The following is a 17,862-nucleotide window of genomic DNA, read 5'->3' as shown; positions in this document are numbered from 1 at the left end:
GGAGGCGTATCGCGATGCCCCGGGATTCCGGCGACCGTGCGATTCACCTCGCCCCGCCCCTCGCCCTCCGCCCGCTCCCCCTGCCGCCGGGCGATCTCGACCTGATTCGGGCCGGTCCGGATCTCCTCGACCCCTACGGCCTGCCGGCGCCGCGGCCCGAGGACGGCCCGGCGGCGCGCGCCTTCCGCCGCGCCTTCGTGGCGCCGCCGCCGGGGCGCCGCCTGCGCTTCGTGGCGGCGCCCCGGCCGGCCCCGGCCCCGCGCGCCGCGGCTCCGGAATTCGTGGTCGCGCGCACGCCAGCGCCCGTGCCGGCGCGCCGCAGCGTGAACTGGTCGGGGGCCTCGCTCACCGCGCTACACGGGCGCAGCCTCGTCGGCGTGATGGCGCGCTGGCGCGTGCCGGCGGTGACCGGGGCGGCGGGCCGGCCGGCCCGCGCCTCGGTGTGGATCGGCCTCGACGGGCAGGGCGCCTACCGCAATGCCAGCCTGCCGCAGATCGGCACGCTTCAGATCTGGGACGGAGCCCGGGCGCATTACGAGACCTGGGTGCAATGGTGGGCGAAGGGCGAGAACAACGCGCCCCAGCCCCTCGGGCTCGCGGTCGCGCCGGGCGACGTCGTGAGCGCGATCCTGACGGTTCGCGATCCCGCGACCGTCCGCATCAACCTGAAGAACGAGACCGCCGGCACGATGCTCCAGGCCTTCGACCTCGCGGCGCCGGGCGGCCGGCACGTCTCGGGGGCGAGCGCCGCGTGGATCCTGGAACGGCCGAGCCCGCTCGGCGCGGACGGCTGGCACCCGTACCCGCTCGCCGCCTATGGGTCGCTCTCCTTCGCCGACGGCCTGGCGCAGTCCCGCGGGCCCGGCGAGACGATGCTGACCGAGCACGACCTGTCCCGTGCGAGCCTGATCCGCATGATCGCCCTCGACCGCGTTCCGGGTCACGCCCGCACGATTTCCTCCCCGGCGCGGGTGACGGGGGATCGGCGGGCGCTGACGGTGAGGGACGGGGCGTCGTTCCCGACGGGTAGGCTCACCCCACCGCCACCGGCTGCTTGACCACCGAGGGCGTGCGCATCGTCACCAGCTCCTCGCCGGCGGTGGGGTGGACCGCGATCGTGCGGTCGAAATCGGCCTTCTTCGCCCCCATCGTCACCGCGATGCCGACGGCCTGGATGATCTCGCCGGCATCGTGGCCGAGCACGTGGACGCCGACCACCCGGTCGCTCGCCCGCTCGACGATGATCTTCATCAGGATCCGCTCGTCGCGCCCCGAGAGGGTCGCCTTCATCGGCCGGAAGCGGGCCTCGTAGACGTCGATCTCGCCGCAGAGGCGCCGCGCCACCTCCTCGCCGTGGCCGACGACGCCGATCTCGGGGGTCGAGAACACCGCGGTCGGGATCAGGTCGTGATCGACCGCCCAGGGCTTGCCCCCGAACACCGTGTCGGCGAAGGCATGGCCCTCGCGGATCGCGATCGGGGTGAGCGCCGCGCGGTTGGTGACGTCGCCGACGGCGTAGATCGAGGGCGCTGCCGTCTGCGAGAAGCGGTCGACGGGAATGGCGCCCACGGCATCGAGGGCGATCCCGGCCTTCTCCAGCCCGAGGCCGGCGACGTTCGGGCGCCGCCCGGTCGCCACCAGCACCTGGTCGACCATCAGTTCGCTGCCGTCGCTCAGGGTGGCGAGAATCGCGCCGTCGCGCCGGTCGAGGCGGTGGACGGTGGTGTTCAGGCGCAGGTCCATCCGCTTGGCGTAGGCCTCGCCGAGGGCCTGGCGGATCTCGCCGTCGAAGCCGCGCAGCAGCCGGTCGCCGCGGTGGAGCAGGGTGGTGCGGGTACCGAGGCTGGCGAACACGCCCGCGAACTCGACCGCGATATAGCCGCCGCCGACCACCAGGATGCGCTCCGGCTGCGTCTCCAGCTCGAACACCTCGTTCGACGTGATGGCGAGTTCGGCGCCGGGGATCAGCGGCTCCTTCACCGGATGGGCGCCGACCGCGACCAGGATATGGCGGGCGCGCACGCGGGTGCCGGCGCGGACGAGGCGCACCGTGTGGGGATCCTCGATCACCGCCCGGTCGGCGACGACCTCGACGCCGGCCCGCATCAGGTTGGTGGCGTAGATGCCCTCGAGCCGCGTCACCTCGGCGTCGCGCCGGGCCTTCAGGGTCGCCCAGTCGAAGCGCGGGGTACCGACCTCCCAGCCGAAGCCGGCGGCGTCCTCGAACTCGTCGGCGAACCGGCCGGCATAGACCATCAGCTTCTTCGGCACGCAGCCGCGGATCACGCAGGTGCCGCCGACCCGGTACTCCTCGGCGAGCTGCACGCGCGCGCCGTAGCCGGCGGCGATGCGGGCCGCCCGCACCCCGCCGGAGCCGCCGCCGATCACGAACAGATCGACGTCGAAAGCCTGATCTCGGGTCTCGGTCATGGCGGTCACCGCTCTGTTGTCAGGGCTTGTATCTGATAGTTCACGGCGCGCAGCCAGGCGATGGCCGCGCCGACGCCGGCGGTCCACCAGGCCTGCCAGGCACCGTGCTCCACGAAGGCGACGATGCCCGCCGCCGCGAGCAGCGCCAGCGCGGTGCCGCGGGCGAGGCCCGTCCAGGCCGCGAGAGCCCGCAGGGTCAGGACCAGGACGAGGGCTGCCAGCGTCGCGCCGACGATCCCGAGCTCGGCCCAGACCTGCAGGAAGCTGTTGTGCGGGTGCCCGACCGCCAGCATGAAGCGCATCTCGGGCTCGATCCGCTCGGCCACCGGCGCGTCCTGGAAGCGCCCGGAGGTGCCGTAGCCGGCCCCGCGCCACGGATCGGCGGCGACCGCCGCGCCGAAGCTGCGGGCGATGGCGACCCGGGCCCGGGTGCTGCTGCCGGCGAGCCGCTGGTGCAGGGCGTCGGGCATGGTGCGGGCCAGAAGATCGCCCTCGACCGGCGCCAGCACCAGCGCCCCGAGGAAAGCGGCGCCGGTGAGGCCGATCCCGGCGCGAGCGGGCAGCCAGCGCACCGCACCGAAGGTGAGGGCGCCGGCGGCGAGCCCCAGCACCGTCGCGCCGCTGACCGAGCGCCAGGCCGCCACCGCGAAGACGGCGACAGTCAGCGCCGCCAGGCCGCGCCGGCCGCGCGCCGCGAGGAGGGCCGCGAGGGGGGAGATCAGCAGCATCCCGGTCAGGAGCGGCCGGTTGAACGCGAAGGCGGCGACGCGCTGGCCCAGGGCCTCGCGGATCACGAGGCCCGAGGCGAGGTCGGCGACCACGTAGAGGCAGGTCGCGATCAGGATCCAGGCCGCCGGCCCGGCGACGGACGCCAGGTGCGGCGGCGCGAGGCGCGCCACCAGGTACGCGCCGAGGAGCGCCGGCAGGAACTCCGACAGGGTGCGCAGCGACAGGCCGGGCAGCGGGCTCCAGGCGAGACTTACCGCGCACCAGGCCAGGAAGGCGAGGGCGGCGATCCCGGCGGGCGTCGCGAGCGGCGCGACGAGGAGCGGCCGCAGCGGGCGCCGGGCCACCAGGCTGCCGGCGAGCAGCAGGAGCCCGGCGAGGCCGACCACCACCGGGCTCGACCGGTTCGCCACGGCCATGCAGGCCGGCAGGGCGGCCACGACGATCGCGCCGAGACGATCGAGCCCTGCCGCCCGCTCGCCGGCCGTGCGGGCGGTCACTGAAGCTGGTGGCCGCGCTTGCCCATCTCGGCCCGGACACGGACCATCATGTATTCCGAGACCTCCTGGGTCCAGGTCTGCATCGACTGCACCATGTCGTCGAGCACCTGGGGCTGGGTCTCGACGTAGCGCTTGCCCGAGGGCGACCGGAAGAAGGCCGCGATGTCGCGCAGCTCCGCCTCGGTGAGCCGGGTCGCGTAGATGCGCGAGGCGGTCTCGATGATCCGCTGCTTCTGCAGCTCCAGCTCGGGCTGCATCTTCTCGATGACGTCGGCGAGGTCCTTGGTCAGCTCGGGCCGGGTGACCGCCGCCTGCTTGATCTGCTCGCCGAAGGCCGGAAGGATCGAGTCGAAGGAGCGGGCGATGCCGGAGGAGAGCATCACCTCCTTCGCGAGCGCGAGGTGGCCCGGGGTGATGGCGGCACCTTGCGGCGCGGCGGGAGCCGCGGGGGCCGGAGCGGCGGGCTTCGTCTGGGCGAGAGCGGGACCGGACAAGGTCGCGGCGAGGAGGCCCGCCAGGAGGACTCGGGAACGGCGCGGGGACATCGGTTTGCTCCGGAAGTCGGCGCCCGGGCGGGGCGGCCGTGACGAGGATGGGGGGCGGGCGGCGCGTCAGGCCGCCCCGAGGGTGACGATGCGGGGCTGGCCGTCGGCCGCCTCCGCAACGATCGCGCCGGTGGCGAGCCCGATGAACAGGCCGTGCTCGACGACGCCCGGCACCGCCACCAGGGCGCGGGCCAAAGCCTCCGGATCGGGGATGCGGGCGAGGGCGGCGTCGAGGATCAGGTGACCGCCATCGGTGAGGAACGGCGCCCCGTCGGCGCCCTCCCGGATCGTGAGGGGGCCGTCGCAGCCATGGGCCTGGATCGCCGCCGCGACCGCCCGGGTGGTAGCGCCGAGGCCGAAGGGCACCACCTCGATCGGCAGGGGGAAGCGGCCGAGCGTCTCGACGCGCTTGGCGCCGTCGACGATGACCACCATGCGCCGGCTCGCCGCCGCCACGATCTTCTCGCGAAGGAGCGCGCCGCCGCCGCCCTTGATCAGGCGTAAGCGAGGGTCGATCTCGTCGGCGCCGTCGATCGTGAGGTCGAGCGCGGGGGTGTCGTCGAGGGTGGTGAGCGGAATGCCGGCGGCCTCGGCCGCCGCGCGGGTCGCCTCGGAGGTCGGCACGCCGACGACCGAGAGCCCGGCCCGGACCTTCTCGCCGAGCAGCTCCACGAACACGGCCGCCGTCGAGCCGGTACCGAGGCCGAGGCGCATGCCGTCCTCGACCAGCGCGACCGCCCGGGCGGCGGCGGCGCGCTTGAGTTCGGCGGGGCTCAACGCCGGCCTCCGCGGGATGGACGGATCTGGGACATCGGCTCGGTGCCTCGGTTCGTCTCTCTCATGCGCCGTGACCATCACCCAGAGCAGCGTCTCTCGGGCGACAGCAAGGCGGGCGGGGGCGCCCTGACGGCCGGCCCCGCTGATCGAGAGGCCCCGTAGCACGCGACCGGGGGAGGCGGAAGCGGCCATCCGGCCTCGCCCGGACGGCACCGCGCCCCGGTCCCGTCGAGCCTAGACGCTTGCTATGCCGGAGCCGGCGGCAATCAGGGCTTGCCCGCCGCGGCCGGCGCCGCGCTGCCGGCATTGCCCTGCGGCGTGCAGACCACGGCGTCGTCGAGCACGTAGCAGATGCTCATCGCGCCGGTGCGCTGGTTGACCCGGAAGACGCCGGCCTCGCGCAGGTGGCGCGAGGCGACCAGGCTGTACTCGGAGGGGGCCTGCGGCCCGGCGCCCTCGCCCGGGCCGAAGCACAGGGTGGTGCCGATGGTGTTCTCCTGCAGGCCGTACTGGCAGGAGATGACCTCGCCGGTCGCCTTGTCGACCCGGTAGACCCGGTTGAGGTCGGCCTGGGGCGCCGGCACGAACTCGTAGGACGCGGCCTGCGCCGCACCCGCGACGACCAGGCCCGCCGCCAGACAGGCGATCCTGATCGGGTAACCCGTTCTCCCGCGCATGGCGCGCCGCTCCTCGAACCCGTCGCGGCGACCGACCGCACCGTCGCGGCAGGCGGCTCGCCCATCTCGCGCTGTTATAGCTCGCTTCCGCTTGTCCCAGGCTTGTCGCGTCCCGGGGCGGACATGTCACGGCCGGGCCCCCCGGCGCGGGTTCCGCGCCGCGACGCCCGGCTGTATGGGAGACGATCTTTGCCGCCCCAGCCAGCGAGAGCCCATGCCGACGTCCCATCCAGACGCCCTGCCGCCGATCGTCGTGTTCGACCTCGACGGCACCCTCGCGGAGACCGCGGGCGACCTCATCGGCACGCTCAACGTGATCCTGGAGCGGGAGGGGCTGCCCCCGGTGGCGGTGTCTCAAGCCCGGGAGCTGATCGGGGCGGGCGCGCGGGCGCTGATCCAGCGCGGCTTCGCGGCCGGTGGGCGCGAGCTGACGCCGGACCGGCTCGACGAACTCTTTCTGGTCTTCCTCGCCCATTACGGCCAGCACCTGTGCGACGTGTCGCACCTCTTTCCCGGCGTCGTCGCCTCCCTCGACCGGCTGGAGGAGGCCGGCTACCGCCTCGCGGTCTGCACCAACAAGCCGGAGGACCACTCGGTGCGGCTCCTGGAGCTGCTCGGGGTGAAGGACCGCTTCGCGGCCATCTGCGGGCGGGACACCTTCCCGTACTTCAAGCCCGATCCGCGCCATCTCACCGAGACGATCGCGCGGGCCGGCGGCGATCCGGCCCGGGCCGTGATGGTGGGCGATTCGCGCACCGACATCGCCACCGCCAAGGCCGCCGGCATCCCGGTGGTGGCGGTGCCGTTCGGCTATACCGACGTGCCGGTGGAGGAGCTGGAGCCGGACGTGGTGATCCAGCACTTCGATGCGCTGTACGAGGCGGTGCGGCGGCTGGACAGCGGCGCGGCCTGAGGCTCGGGTCCGACTAGTCCGACACGCTCGATGTCATCCCGGGGCCGCGAAAGCGGAACCCGGGATCCACCCACACCGAGGGCTCAGGATGAAGCGGAACACTGACCGCCTTTCCCCTCCAGCGCCAGCGGTTATGGATCCCGGGTTCCGCTGCGCGGCCCCGGGATGACACGGAGGGAGCCAGCGGCGTAAAGAACGCTGTCCTGGTTGTCACTGCTTTCGTCGGAAAGGAATGGTGGGCGCGACAGGGATTGAACCTGTGACCCTTCGCGTGTGAAGCGAATGCTCTCCCGCTGAGCTACGCGCCCGACGATCGGTCCCGTTGCGGGGGGTGATGCGGCGCTTCGACAGCGACCGCATCGCGGACCGAACCTCTTCGACGGCGAGTCTGCGTGGCACGGGACGCCACCGGATCACACCATCGGATTATCAAAAGGGTGGTGGGCGCGACAGGGATTGAACCTGTGACCCTTCGCGTGTGAAGCGAATGCTCTCCCGCTGAGCTACGCGCCCTGTGAGCCGGCTTCTAGGCGGGGCGACGCAGCGCGTCAAGGCGCTTCGTCGCCCATATGCTTCGGCGCCTTTGCACCTCGTCGCCCTCGGCCGGGAGCGGCTACTGCGCCGGCATCGCCGCGACGAGATCCGTCGGCACGAAGCGGCCGTCCTCGCGCCGGGTCATGTCGATCCGGCGGTCGTGGAAGGCGGTCAGCGTCGAGCGGTGGCCGATCGAGACGATCGTCGTGTCCGGCAATTCCTGGCGCAGCATGCGGTAGAGCGCGGCCTCGGTCGGCTCGTCGAGGGCGGCGGTGGCCTCGTCGAGGAAGAGCCAGTCGGGCTTCGCCAGCAGCGCCCGGGCGATGGCGAGGCGCTGCTGCTCGCCGAGCGACAGGGCTTGGGCCCAGGGCGCCTCCTCGTCGAGGCGGGAGGCGAGATGGGGCAGGCGGGCCGCCTCGAGCGCCGCGCGGATCGCCGCGTCGTCGCGGCTGCCGGCGGGCTCCGGGTAGGTGGCGGCGGCGCGCAAGGTTCCCATCGGCAGGTAGGGCCGCTGCGGCAGCAGCATCAGGCGCGCGCCCTCGGGCGTCGTGACCGAGCCCTCGCCGAAGGGCCAGATGCCCGCGATGGCGCGAAACAGGGTCGACTTGCCCGAGCCCGAGGGACCGGTCAGCAACGTCGTCTCGCCGGGCCGGAACGACAGGGACGGCGCCTCGGCGATGCGCCTTCCGTCCGGCAGGTCGAGGGCGAGGCCCTTGAGGTGGAGGCCGCCGCGGCCGGCCGGCAGGACCGAGAGGGCGCTGCCCGCCGCCATCGCGTCGGCCCGGGCCATCGCGGCGTCGAAGGTGGTGAGCCGGTCGACCTGCGCCTTGTAGTCGGCCAGCGTCACGTAGAACGTGATGAAGAACGACATCGTGCCCTCGACGCGCGAGAACGCGCCGGCGGTCTGCGTCATCACCCCGAGCGGGATCTGGCCGGCGAAGTAGTAGGGCGCGACCAGGATGTAGGGGATCACCACGTTGACCTGCTGGTAGCTGACCGTGAAGGCGGCGAGCTTCTTGCGGCGGTCGACGATGGCGTAGAAGTTCTGGATCAGCGCGCCGAAGCGCTCACCGAGCGAGGCCCGCTCGGCCCGGGCGCCGCCGAGGAGGGCCACCTGCTCGCCGTACTCGCGCAGGCGGGCGAGGGAGAAGCGGAAATCCGCCTCGCGGCGCTGCTGCTCGAAATTGAGCCCGACCAGGGCCCGGCCGATGCGGTGGGTGAGCCACGTGACCAGCGCCGAATAGATCAGCGCGCCCCAGACCAGGAAGCCCGGCACGTGCCAGTCGGTCCCCGGCACCGTGAAGGCCGACGAGATGTTCCACAGGATCACCGAGAACGAAATCAGGTTCGAGACCGCCGAGATGAAGCTGATCGTCAGCGACTGGGTGGTCTGGGTGAACTGGTCGATGTCGTCGGCGATGCGCTGGTCGGGGTTGTCGGCCTGGGCGCCGGAGAAGCCCATGCGGTAATGGGTGTTCTGTCCGAGCCAGCGGTCGACGTAGTGCCGGGTCATCCAGGCCCGCCAGCGGATCCGCAGGAACGACTGGATCACGTACTGGATGATCGCGCTCGCCACGTAGACCGCGGCCCAGAGGCAGAACACCGAGAACAGCAGCGACCAGAACGCCGTCGCATTCTTGCCCTGGATGGCGTTGAACCAGTCGCGGTTGAAGTACGACAGGCGCACGTTGATGGCGACCTGGGCGAACTCGATGCCGATCACCATGACCGCCATGGTGAGCGCGACCCAGCGCTCCTGCATCTTCACCGCCGGCAGCGGCCACAGCCGCACCGTCGTGACCTCGCGGGTGGTGTAGTAGGGATAGGCCAGGCGCCAGATCTGCAGGAGGGCCTGCTTCAAGCCGTGCATCGCGGTCTCCGGGCCGCCCGGCGGGCGGGCCTCAAGCGGGCCCGCCGGGAGGACGGGCCGGTGATTCGGTTGCGGTCAAGAGCGCGCCGGGATCGGCAAGCGGCCTTGCGATCCGCCATGGGTCAGCCCCGTGGCAGGACCATGGCGCCGTTGCCGTTGCAAGTTAAACCCCGTCCACCTGCGGCAGGGCGGCACTCCGGCACCCTCGCCGAGACGTGAACGCGCCGTCGCCGCCGCCGGCGGCGTCCACTGTCAGACCAAATGCCGCGGTGCCCCGCCGCTGCCGCAATCCGCCCCGATGGTTCCGTGGTTTCCGGCAGGCCGCGGGATGCGCGGCCGCGGAACAGCCGCCGCCTGACCTGACGAGTGCGATCATCCCATGTCGTCCCTCTCGATCCTCGACGTCGACGCCGTGCGCGCCGCCCCCGTCGCGCACGACCCCTACCATTACTTCCTCGGCCGGCAGGTTCTGCGATCCGAGGCGATCGCCGACCTGAAGCGCGACTTCCCGGCCATCGCCAAGCCCGGCTACCTCACGGTGGACGAGGTGCAGCTCACCGGCCGCTTCAAGGACCTGATCGAGGAACTCGAGAGCGACGACTTCTCGCGGGTGCTCGGCGAGAAGTTCGGCCTCGACCTCGTCTCCTGCCCGCGGCTCACCACGATCATGCGCCGCTCGCAGCCGAAATACGGCGCGATCCACACCGACGGCCCCTCGAAGGTGATGACGCTGCTCGTCTACATGAACGACGAGTGGGACGCGCCGGAGGCCGGGCGCCTGCGCGTGCTCTACGACGGCGAGCGGTTCGAGCCCTACGCGGTCGAGGTGCCGCCGACGATGGGGACGATGTTCGCCTTCCTGCGCGCCGACAATTCCTGGCACGGCCACCGGCCCTTCGAGGGCGAGCGCCGGGTGGTGCAGGTCGCCTGGGTCAAGGACGCGGCCGAGCTGGAGCGCAAGCGCAAGCGCAACCGCACGGCGCAGTTCCTGAAGGGTATCTTCGGCCGATAGATGATCGGCCGTTAGGACAGTGTCCGACGGGAGACACCGACGATTTCGCTGCGTGCCCGGCCCCGGGACCCATGTCCACGGGGTTCGCGCGCGCTCTAAGACTTGACCGCCGGCATCCGCCGGGGGACGCTTGGGGGCATCATGAGGGCGTTTCACCGCGCGGGCCTTGTCGCGGCCGGCCTGTTCGTGCTGGCCGGGGCGGCCTGCACGCTCGGGCCGGGCCGCGCCGTCGCGCAGTCGGACCTCGAGATGCCCGCCGATCCGCCGGTCCTGTCGAAGCCCTACCGCTCCACGATCCCGATCTACCGCCGCCGTCCGCCACCGGACGCCGTGCCGCCGGAGGCGGGCCAAGCGGGCGGATGGCGCGAGCCGCCGGGCCGGATCGGCGCCCGCGACGGGGCGCCGCAGGAGGGCGCCGCGGCGTTGCGGGACACGCCGTCGGAATCCGGCTTCGGCCCGGTGAAGGCCGCGCCGGCCCACGACCTCGCGCCCGATGACGATCCGGAGGAGCGCTCGCCGGTCCGGGCCGCGACGGCGCCGACGAAGCGGGAGCTGGGCGAGGAGGCCCGCCGGAATGGCGGGCCTGAGACCCGCGCCGCCGGGCGCCCGACCGGACGCGAAGCCCCCGCGCGGGAGACGCCGCGCCAAGTTGAAACCCGCCAACAAGTTGAAACCCGCCAGACCGAGGCCGCCGCCGAGGACGACGAGGAGGAGGCTGCGCCGGCCTATGCGGGTGTATGGGGCCCGAGCAATGCGGCTTGCGCCCGGAGCCGCTCCGCCCGTCGCGGCTTCCTGCCCGCCGTGATCCGGCCGGGAAGCGCGCGAGCCGGCAAGACCCTGTGCCAGTTCCGCGACCGGCGGCGCGACGGCCGCACCTGGACCGTGACCGCCGCCTGCCGCAGCGCCGGCCGCAACTGGACCTCGCGGGTGCGCCTGACCGTGGCGGGAAGCCGGCTGACCTGGGCGTCCGAGCGCGGCTCGGCCACCTACACCCGCTGCTCCGGCGGCTGAGCCTGCAGGTCGGCGGGGACAAGCCGGCCGGCACAAGTCGACGGGCAAAAATCGACAGGGACGAGACAGTCGACGGGAAACGAACTGCAACCGCGCTTGACTCGCCGCAAACACCGGTGGTGGAAAGGGGGCCCGCCGTGAAGAGAGCCCCGATGGCCCCGTCAAGCCCGCCCGCCGCCTCGCCGCGGCGGACCCGCATCCCCGTCCCGCGGCCGGGCCGACGCGCATGACCGGCAAGCTCGTCGCTGTCGCCAACATGAAGGGCGGCGTCGGCAAGACCACCAGCGTGGTGATGCTCGCCGACGCGCTCGCCGCCGGCGGCGCCTCGGTGCTGGTGATCGACCTCGATCCGCAGGCCAGCGCCTCGGTGTGCTTTGCCGGAGACGGGATCCTGGCCGAGATGATCACCGGGGGCCGCACCCTCGACTATTATCTCGGCCTGCGCATCGTCGACCGCGACAAGGCCGCCCTGCCGGACTTCATCCGCGACTACGTCTCGAGCACCACCCATCTCGGCGAGCCGCTGCCGATCTCGCTGCTCGCCTCCGGCCCGTCGCTGCGCATCGTCGAGCGCGAGATCATCTACGCGCTCACCAAGCGCAAATACTCGATGCACGCCATCGAAGGCCACCTGTGGAAGCTGTTCCAGGAGGACTTCGTGCCCCTGCGCGAGCAGTACGACTACGTGCTGTTCGACTGCGCGCCGGGCATCTCGCCGATGACCGAGGTGGCGATCCGGGCGAGCGACCTCGTGGTGGTCGCCTGCATCTCGGACTTCCTCTCCACCTACGGCCTCAAGGCGTTCTACGAGACGATCTGGGGCGTCGGCAGCGCCTCCGAGAGCATGCTGGCGCCCCGGCGCCCGCCGCACGTGCTGATCACCCGCTGGCAGAACACCAAGCAGCAGGCGACGACCTACGCCACCCTGCAGGAGAGTGCCGCTGCGGAAGGAGCACGGTTCCGTCTGTTCAAGACCCGGGTGCCGCAATCGGCGGCCCTGGCGAACGCGCTGACCCTGGAGTATCAGACCTTCGCCAACAAGTATCGTGACCAGACCCGCGACCTGATCGGCGAGGTGATCACGCCGGTGGTGACCGAACTGAAGGAGGCCCTGGATGGCGCTTGAGATCGACGGCCTCGCGGTCCTGTGCGCGATCGCGGAGGCGCCGCAGGCGTTTCCGGCGATCCGCAGCGACGTCACCAAGGCCGCCCACGCCCTGGTGACCAAGCAGCTGAAGGCCAAGACCCTCGACCTGGCGGGCCTGCGCGCGGTGCGCGAGGCGCTGGGCCCCCAGCCCCTGGCGCTGATCGTCGACGGGCTCAAGGATGCCGAGGTCAAGGCCCTGGTCACCCGCCTCGACAAGCACCACCCGGACCTCAAGGACGGCCCGGCCGTCGCGCATCGCCGCCACCTGATGGCGATCGCCGCCGACCTCGACCCGGTCGCGAGCCCGGCGGCGAAGCCGAAACCCGCGAAGGCGCCCGCCAAGGCGCCGGCGAAGCCGAAGCCCGCCGCCAAGGCGGCCGACGCGGCGCCGGCCGAGCCCGCTGCCGATCCGGCACCCGAGCCCGCGCCGCCGGCTCCCGCGAAGGCGCGTGCGCCAGCCCGCGGCAAGCCCGCCCCCGCCGACGCCCTCGCTTCCGCGGCGATGGCGGCCCGCCCGCCGCGGCGGCCCAGGCAGCAGGAGTGATCGGGATCGGGTTTCCGTTGACCTGATCCGATCAAGATTCGAGCGCGGGTTTCTCCTCTCCCCGACAGATCCCGGGCTTGCCCGGGATCTGCAAGCGATGAGCGAAGTCGGGCAGGCCCGACTTCGTCGCGGGGAGAGGAGGAACCCGCACTCAATTCTTTAAACCAACCTGACCAACCCCGCCGTCACCCCCGCATCAGCGTCGGCGTCCCGAGCCGCGGAGTCACGCCCTCGCGCATCACCAGGCGGCGCAACGGCGCGATGGTCGAAAGCGCCAGCAGCCCCGCGCCACGGGCGAGGTCGCTCGGCAGGAAGGCGGTGAGCAGGCTGCGGTTGAGGGTGTCGACCGCGCCGGTGCGCAGGCGGGCGTCGAGCGCCCGGCCGCGGGCGAAGCCCGACAGCACCGACTCGGCCCCGGCGTCGCGCGCCCCCGCCACCGCGTCCCGCAGCGCCGCGGCGTCGCGAAGGCCGAGGTTCAGCCCCTGCGCGCCGATCGGCGGGAAGACGTGGGCGGCCTCGCCGACCAGCGCCAGCCGCGGCCCGACCGGGCGCGGTACCGACAGGCCTCGCATCGGCACGAGACCCCGCGGCCCGTCGATCCGCATGGCGCCGAGCATCGATTGCGCCTGGCGCTCGATCGCGGCGGAGAGCGCCGCATCGTCGAGGGCGAACAGGCGCTCGGCCCGCGCTTCCGCCGAGACCCAGACCAGGCTGGAGCGGCGCCCGCGCGGCAGCGGCACCAGGGTGAAGGGCCCCTCGCGGGTGTGGAACTCGGTCGATACCTCGCGATGGTCGCGGGCGTGCGCCAGGATCGTGGTCAGGGCCTTCTGCGGGTAGGTCCAGCGCCGCGCCGCGAGGCCCGCCTCCTCGCGCAAGGGCGAGCCGCCACCATCGGCCGCGACGACGAGGCGGGCCGCGACGCGGCCGCCGCCCTCCAGCGACAGCACCGCGCGATCCTCGGCAACCGTGCAGCCGGCGGCGTCGTGCTCGACGAGGGTCAGCTCCGGCATCGCCCGGGCGCGGGCCCGCAGGGCCTCGACGAGGCGCGCGTTCTCGATGTTCCAGCCGAAGGCGTCGAGGCCGATCTCGCGGGCGACGAACCGGGCAGGCGGCGGGCGGAAGAGGCTGCCGGTGTCGTCGATCAGATGCATCTCGGCGAGCGGGGCGGCCTGGGGCTCCAGCCCCTCCCAGGCGCCGAGCGCGCGCAGCAGCCGCACCGAACCGTCGAGGAGCGCCACGGTGCGCCCATCGGCCATGGGGGCGTGGCGGCCGACGAGCGCCGTCCGCAGGCCGTCGCGGGCGAGCGCCAGGGCCGCCGCCAGCCCGACCGCGCCGGCGCCGACCACCGCCACGTCGTAGAGGGGGCCTTCAGGGTTCGGGTCGGCTGGCTGTGTCACGGAACGGGTCCTCGCGCGGTCTGCCGGGAGATCTGGGTCGCGCGGGGCCGGTCCGCCATCCCGGCCATTGCCGAACACGGGGCCGCACCTATCATCCCGGCCGGACGACAAGACCAAGACGGGAGCGGGCGATGCCCAAGGCGATCCGGGTTCACGAGTATGGCGGCCCCGAGGTGATGCGCTACGAGGAGGTGAGCGTGGCCGAGCCCGGCCCCGGCCAGATCCGGGTGCGCCAGAGCGCGGTCGGCGTCAACTTCATCGACATCTACTTCCGCTCCGGCCACTACAAGGCGCCCCAGCTCCCCTTCACCCCCGGCAACGAGGGCGCCGGCACGGTGGTGGCCGTGGGCGAGGGCGTCACCGGCTTCAAGCCCGGGGAGCGGGTCGCCTACGGCTCGGCCGCCGGCACCTATGCCGAGGAGGCGGTGATCGACGCCCGGCAGGTGGTGCGCCTGCCCGACGGCATCGACGACGACACCGCCGCCGCGATGATGCTCAAGGGCCTCACCACCCAGTATCTGCTGCGGCGCACCTACAAGGTGCAGCCCGGCGACACGATCCTGTTCCACGCCGCCGCCGGCGGCGTCGGGCTGATCGCGACGCAATGGGCCAAGCACCTCGGCGCCACGGTGATCGGCACCGTCGGCTCGGAAGACAAGGCCGAGCTCGCCCGCCAGCACGGCTGCGACCACGTCATCCTGTACCGCAACGAGGATTTCGTCGCGAAGGTGAAGGAGATCACCGGCGGCAAGGGCTGCCAGGTCGTCTATGACGGCGTCGGTCAGGCGACCTTCCCGGCCTCGCTCGACTGCCTGCGACCATTCGGCTATTTCGTGAGCTTCGGCAGCGCCTCGGGGGCGATCACGCAGTTCGACATGAGCCTGCTCGCCCAGAAGGGCTCGCTCTACGCCACCCGGCCGACCCTGTTCACCCACACCACCAACCGGGCGGTGCTGGAGGAGATGGCCGCCGACCTGTTCGAGGTGGTGCAGAGCGGCGCGGTGAAGATCCCGGTCCATACGCGGGCGAAGCTCGCCGACGCACCGAAGGTCCATGCCGACCTCGCCGGGCGGCAGACGACGGGTGCGACGGTGATGCACCCCTGATAGGCTGACGGCGCGGCATCCGGGGCGGCTCGCCCCGGATGGACGGAGGATGTTTCGCGATGGCTTCGTACGCCCTGCAAGCGACCGAGACCGACCTGCTCCTCGTCATCGACGTCCAGGCCGACTTCCTGCCCGGCGGCGCGCTCGCGGTGCCGGACGGGGATGCGGTGATCGCGCCGATCAACGCGCTGGCGCGCCGGTTCAGGCACGTCGCCCTGACCCAGGACTGGCACCCGGCGGGCCACGCCTCCTTCGCCACGAGCCATCCGGGCAAGTCACCCTTTGGCACCGTGGAACTGGCCTACGGCACGCAGGTGCTGTGGCCGGAGCACTGCGTGCGGGGCACGCCCGGCGCGGAGCTGTCGCCGAGGCTGGACCTGCGCCACGCCGAATTGATCATCCGCAAGGGCTACCGGTCCGGAATCGACAGCTACTCCGCCTTCCGCGAGGCCGACCGCACAACCCCGACCGGGCTGTCCGGCTACCTGCGCGAGCGCGGCTTCACCCGGGTGTTCCTGTGCGGGCTCGCCACCGATTACTGCGTCGGCTGGAGCGCCATCGACGCGCGGGCGGCGGGATTCCAGGCGGTGGTGGTCGAGGATGCCTGCCGGGCGATCGACCTCGACGGCTCGCTCGAGCGGTCCTGGGGCGACATGGCGGGGGCAGGTGTGGAGCGGGAGCAGAGTGGGGCGATCGGGGGGTAGGACCTGTTCCAACGTCCTATCGGACCTGACACCCGCCGCGTAATCCCGGGGCCGCGAAAGCGGAGCCTGGGATCCAGAATCACAGTAAAGGGATGGTCGAGCGGGACGCATGCCGCTCCCTTCTGCAGCACCTCTGCTGTTCTGGAATCCGGGCTCCCCTTTCGGGGGCCCGGAGTCAAGGTGAAAGGGGGAAGTCTGTCGAGTACATCAAGAGATGCCAAGGGGGACTCAGCGCCAATCCTCGGGCCGGCCCCACTTGCGGTCGAAGGCGCGGGCCATGTGGCGCGCGTAGAGCAGACCGCCGGCACTGAGGACGACGGCGGTCACGGCGACCTGTATGGTCAGGGTCCAGGTCAGCATGTCAGTCCTCACTGCGCAGGAACGTGAACGCACTCTGTGCTGCACAATGTAGGACGAGTCCGGTCACGAGCCAAACGAGACTCTTCGGCCATGCCCGTGTCATGTCGGCCACCGTCGGGATGATGACCCCGGCGCCGATCACGCCGAGAGCCAGGGCGTTGAAGAAGCTCGCGAGCAGCTTCAGCCGCTCGTTGATCCGCTTGGCCGCGAGCTTGCGCGCCTTGGTGCGGGCCGCCTCGTCCACCGCCTACACCGCCACCCCATGCAGGTCGTAGGCATCCGCCGACTCGATCTTCACCGTCACGATGTCGCCGACCCGCACCGGGCGGCGGAAGGCGACGTGGACGTTGCCGTCGATCTCGGGCGCGTCGTATTTCGAGCGGCCCTTGGCGACCGTCGGGCCGGCGGCGTCGATGATCACCGGCAGCCGCTTGCCGACCTTGGCCTTCTGGAGCTTGAGCGACACCGCCTGCTGCGTCTCCATGAACCGGCGCTGGCGCTCGGCCTTGACCGCGTCCGGCACGGCCTCGGCCACCGCGTTGGCGGGAGCGCCGCGGACCGGCTCGTACTGGAAGCAGCCGACGCGCTCGAGCTTGGCCTCCTTGAGCCAGGTCAGCAGTTCCTCGAACTCCTCCTCGGTCTCGCCAGGGAAACCGACGATGAAGGTGGAGCGGATGGCCAGATCCGGGCAGGTGGTGCGCCAGGAGCGGATGCGCTCCAGCATCTTCTCCTGGTTGCCCGGGCGGCGCATGCGCTTGAGCACGGTGGGGCTCGCGTGCTGGAGCGGCATGTCGAGGTAGGGCAGCACCTTGCCCTCGGCCATCAGCGGGATGACCTCGTCGACATGCGGGTAGGGGTAGACGTAGTGCAGGCGCACCCAGGCGCCGAGTTCGCCGAGTTCCTTGGCGAGGTCGTAGAACCGGGCCCGTACCTCGCGGTCGCGCCACTGGCTCGTGGCGTAGCGGGTGTCGATGCCGTAGGCGCTGGTATCCTGCGAGACGACGAGCAGTTCCTTGACGCCGGCCTTCACCAGCTTCTCGGCCTCGCGCAGCACGTCCGCCGCCGGGCGGCTGACGAGGTCGCCCCGCAGCTGCGGGATGATGCAGAAGGTGCAGCGGTTGTTGCAGCCCTCGGAGATCTTCAGGTAGGCGTAGTGCCGCGGCGTCAGCTTGACGCCCTGCGGCGGGACCAGATCCAGGAACGGGTCGTGGGCCGGGGGCACCGCCTCGTGGACCGCCGCCACCACCGATTCATAGGCCTGCGGCCCGGTGACCGCGAGCAGGTTCGGGTATTTCTCCCGGATCTCCTCCGGCTGGGCGCCCATGCAGCCGGTGACGATCACCCGGCCGTTCTCCGCCATCGCGTCGCCGATCGCCTGCAGCGACTCGGCCTTCGCCGAATCGAGGAAGCCGCAGGTGTTGACGATCACCACGTCGGCGCCGTCGTGCTTGCGCGCCAGCTCGTAGCCCTCGGCGCGCAGGTGGGTGAGGATGCGCTCGGAATCGACCAGGGCCTTGGGACAGCCGAGCGACACGAAGGAGATCTTGGGGGCGGGTGCGTTCATGGCGGAGGAGATTTCGGCAGGGCAGGATTTCGGCAGGGGCGGGAT

The 17,862-nt window shown here is 72.1% G+C and carries 18 protein-coding genes and 2 tRNA genes; 8 read left to right on the top strand and 12 right to left on the bottom strand.

The window, feature by feature from the left end; genetic code table 11:
• Positions 1 to 14: 14 nt before the first annotated feature.
• Positions 15 to 1,058, top strand: a complete 1,044-nt coding sequence (locus tag DK412_RS12190; protein WP_109972160.1) for a G1 family glutamic endopeptidase — start codon at positions 15 to 17, stop codon at positions 1,056 to 1,058.
• On the opposite strand, the gene gor is transcribed toward DK412_RS12190, so the two are convergent.
• The 5 genes from gor to DK412_RS12165 all read right to left on the bottom strand — a co-directional run bounded on the left by gor (position 1,033) and on the right by DK412_RS12165 (position 5,655).
• Complete coding sequence (gor, locus tag DK412_RS12185) at positions 1,033 to 2,430, bottom strand: glutathione-disulfide reductase (protein ID WP_109975224.1); 1,398 nt, start codon at positions 2,428 to 2,430, stop codon at positions 1,033 to 1,035. The genes DK412_RS12190 and gor overlap by 26 nt on opposite strands.
• A 5-nt stretch (positions 2,431 to 2,435) precedes the next feature.
• On the bottom strand, positions 2,436 to 3,656 hold the full coding sequence (locus tag DK412_RS12180) for an O-antigen ligase family protein (protein ID WP_245447610.1): 1,221 nt from the start codon (positions 3,654 to 3,656) through the stop codon (positions 2,436 to 2,438).
• Positions 3,653 to 4,201: a DUF2059 domain-containing protein gene (locus DK412_RS12175; RefSeq protein ID WP_109972159.1), complete on the bottom strand. Its 549-nt coding sequence runs from the start codon at positions 4,199 to 4,201 to the stop codon at positions 3,653 to 3,655. Before DK412_RS12175 ends, DK412_RS12180 begins: the two co-directional genes overlap by 4 nt.
• Positions 4,202 to 4,267: 66 nt before the next feature.
• The gene (gene rpiA, locus DK412_RS12170) at positions 4,268 to 4,978 is read right to left on the bottom strand and encodes a ribose-5-phosphate isomerase RpiA (protein ID WP_109972158.1); all 711 of its coding nucleotides are present in this window, start codon (positions 4,976 to 4,978) and stop codon (positions 4,268 to 4,270) included.
• 266 nt (positions 4,979 to 5,244) lie between these two features.
• The gene (locus DK412_RS12165; RefSeq protein ID WP_109972157.1) at positions 5,245 to 5,655 is read right to left on the bottom strand and encodes a hypothetical protein; all 411 of its coding nucleotides are present in this window, start codon (positions 5,653 to 5,655) and stop codon (positions 5,245 to 5,247) included.
• A gap of 214 nt (positions 5,656 to 5,869) precedes the next feature.
• On the opposite strand from DK412_RS12165, the gene gph reads away from it, so the two are divergent.
• Positions 5,870 to 6,568: a phosphoglycolate phosphatase gene (gene gph, locus DK412_RS12160; RefSeq protein ID WP_109972156.1), complete on the top strand. Its 699-nt coding sequence runs from the start codon at positions 5,870 to 5,872 to the stop codon at positions 6,566 to 6,568.
• A gap of 233 nt (positions 6,569 to 6,801) precedes the next feature.
• On the opposite strand, the gene DK412_RS12155 is transcribed toward gph, so the two are convergent.
• The 3 genes from DK412_RS12155 to DK412_RS12145 all read right to left on the bottom strand — a co-directional run bounded on the left by DK412_RS12155 (position 6,802) and on the right by DK412_RS12145 (position 8,972).
• Positions 6,802 to 6,876 (bottom strand) — tRNA-Val (locus DK412_RS12155).
• A gap of 130 nt (positions 6,877 to 7,006) precedes the next feature.
• A tRNA-Val gene (locus tag DK412_RS12150) sits at positions 7,007 to 7,081 on the bottom strand.
• A 100-nt stretch (positions 7,082 to 7,181) separates the two neighbouring features.
• Positions 7,182 to 8,972, bottom strand: a complete 1,791-nt coding sequence (locus DK412_RS12145; protein ID WP_109972155.1) for an ABC transporter ATP-binding protein/permease — start codon at positions 8,970 to 8,972, stop codon at positions 7,182 to 7,184.
• A 379-nt stretch (positions 8,973 to 9,351) separates the two neighbouring features.
• On the opposite strand from DK412_RS12145, the gene DK412_RS12140 reads away from it, so the two are divergent.
• The 4 genes from DK412_RS12140 to DK412_RS12125 all read left to right on the top strand — a co-directional run bounded on the left by DK412_RS12140 (position 9,352) and on the right by DK412_RS12125 (position 12,686).
• The gene (locus DK412_RS12140) at positions 9,352 to 9,984 is read left to right on the top strand and encodes a 2OG-Fe(II) oxygenase (protein ID WP_109972154.1); all 633 of its coding nucleotides are present in this window, start codon (positions 9,352 to 9,354) and stop codon (positions 9,982 to 9,984) included.
• Positions 9,985 to 10,125: 141 nt separating this feature from the next.
• On the top strand, positions 10,126 to 10,995 hold the full coding sequence (locus DK412_RS12135) for a hypothetical protein (protein ID WP_109972153.1): 870 nt from the start codon (positions 10,126 to 10,128) through the stop codon (positions 10,993 to 10,995).
• 226 nt (positions 10,996 to 11,221) lie between these two features.
• The gene (locus tag DK412_RS12130) at positions 11,222 to 12,121 is read left to right on the top strand and encodes an AAA family ATPase (protein WP_109972152.1); all 900 of its coding nucleotides are present in this window, start codon (positions 11,222 to 11,224) and stop codon (positions 12,119 to 12,121) included.
• A complete protein-coding gene (locus DK412_RS12125; RefSeq protein WP_109972151.1) occupies positions 12,111 to 12,686 on the top strand; it encodes a hypothetical protein in 576 nt (191 codons plus the stop codon). The genes DK412_RS12130 and DK412_RS12125 overlap by 11 nt, the downstream gene beginning before the upstream one ends.
• A gap of 185 nt (positions 12,687 to 12,871) precedes the next feature.
• Here the strand turns inward: DK412_RS12125 and DK412_RS12120 are convergent, their stop codons facing one another.
• Positions 12,872 to 14,083 (bottom strand): UbiH/UbiF family hydroxylase, encoded by a 1,212-nt coding sequence (locus tag DK412_RS12120; RefSeq protein ID WP_109972150.1) that lies wholly within the window; start codon positions 14,081 to 14,083, stop codon positions 12,872 to 12,874.
• 131 nt (positions 14,084 to 14,214) lie between these two features.
• Between DK412_RS12120 and DK412_RS12115 the strand changes: the two genes are divergently transcribed.
• Complete coding sequence (locus DK412_RS12115; RefSeq protein WP_109972149.1) at positions 14,215 to 15,189, top strand: quinone oxidoreductase; 975 nt, start codon at positions 14,215 to 14,217, stop codon at positions 15,187 to 15,189.
• A 59-nt stretch (positions 15,190 to 15,248) separates the two neighbouring features.
• Entirely contained in the window at positions 15,249 to 15,893 is a 645-nt protein-coding gene (gene pncA, locus DK412_RS12110; RefSeq protein WP_204165555.1) for a bifunctional nicotinamidase/pyrazinamidase, read from the top strand.
• A 228-nt stretch (positions 15,894 to 16,121) separates the two neighbouring features.
• On the opposite strand, the gene DK412_RS31380 is transcribed toward pncA, so the two are convergent.
• The 3 genes from DK412_RS31380 to rimO are packed head-to-tail and all read right to left on the bottom strand — an operon-like array spanning position 16,122 to position 17,817.
• Positions 16,122 to 16,253, bottom strand: a complete 132-nt coding sequence (locus tag DK412_RS31380; protein ID WP_280953983.1) for a hypothetical protein — start codon at positions 16,251 to 16,253, stop codon at positions 16,122 to 16,124.
• A 1-nt stretch (position 16,254) separates the two neighbouring features.
• Positions 16,255 to 16,497: a hypothetical protein gene (locus tag DK412_RS12105; RefSeq protein WP_109972148.1), complete on the bottom strand. Its 243-nt coding sequence runs from the start codon at positions 16,495 to 16,497 to the stop codon at positions 16,255 to 16,257.
• A gap of 3 nt (positions 16,498 to 16,500) precedes the next feature.
• The gene (rimO, locus tag DK412_RS12100; protein ID WP_109972147.1) at positions 16,501 to 17,817 is read right to left on the bottom strand and encodes a 30S ribosomal protein S12 methylthiotransferase RimO; all 1,317 of its coding nucleotides are present in this window, start codon (positions 17,815 to 17,817) and stop codon (positions 16,501 to 16,503) included.
• Between the last annotated feature and the right edge of the window lie 45 nt (positions 17,818 to 17,862).

This window comes from Methylobacterium sp. 17Sr1-1 (assembly GCF_003173775.1).
Lineage (GTDB): Bacteria > Pseudomonadota > Alphaproteobacteria > Rhizobiales > Beijerinckiaceae > Methylobacterium.
This window is presented reverse-complemented; position numbering and strand designations above follow the sequence as displayed.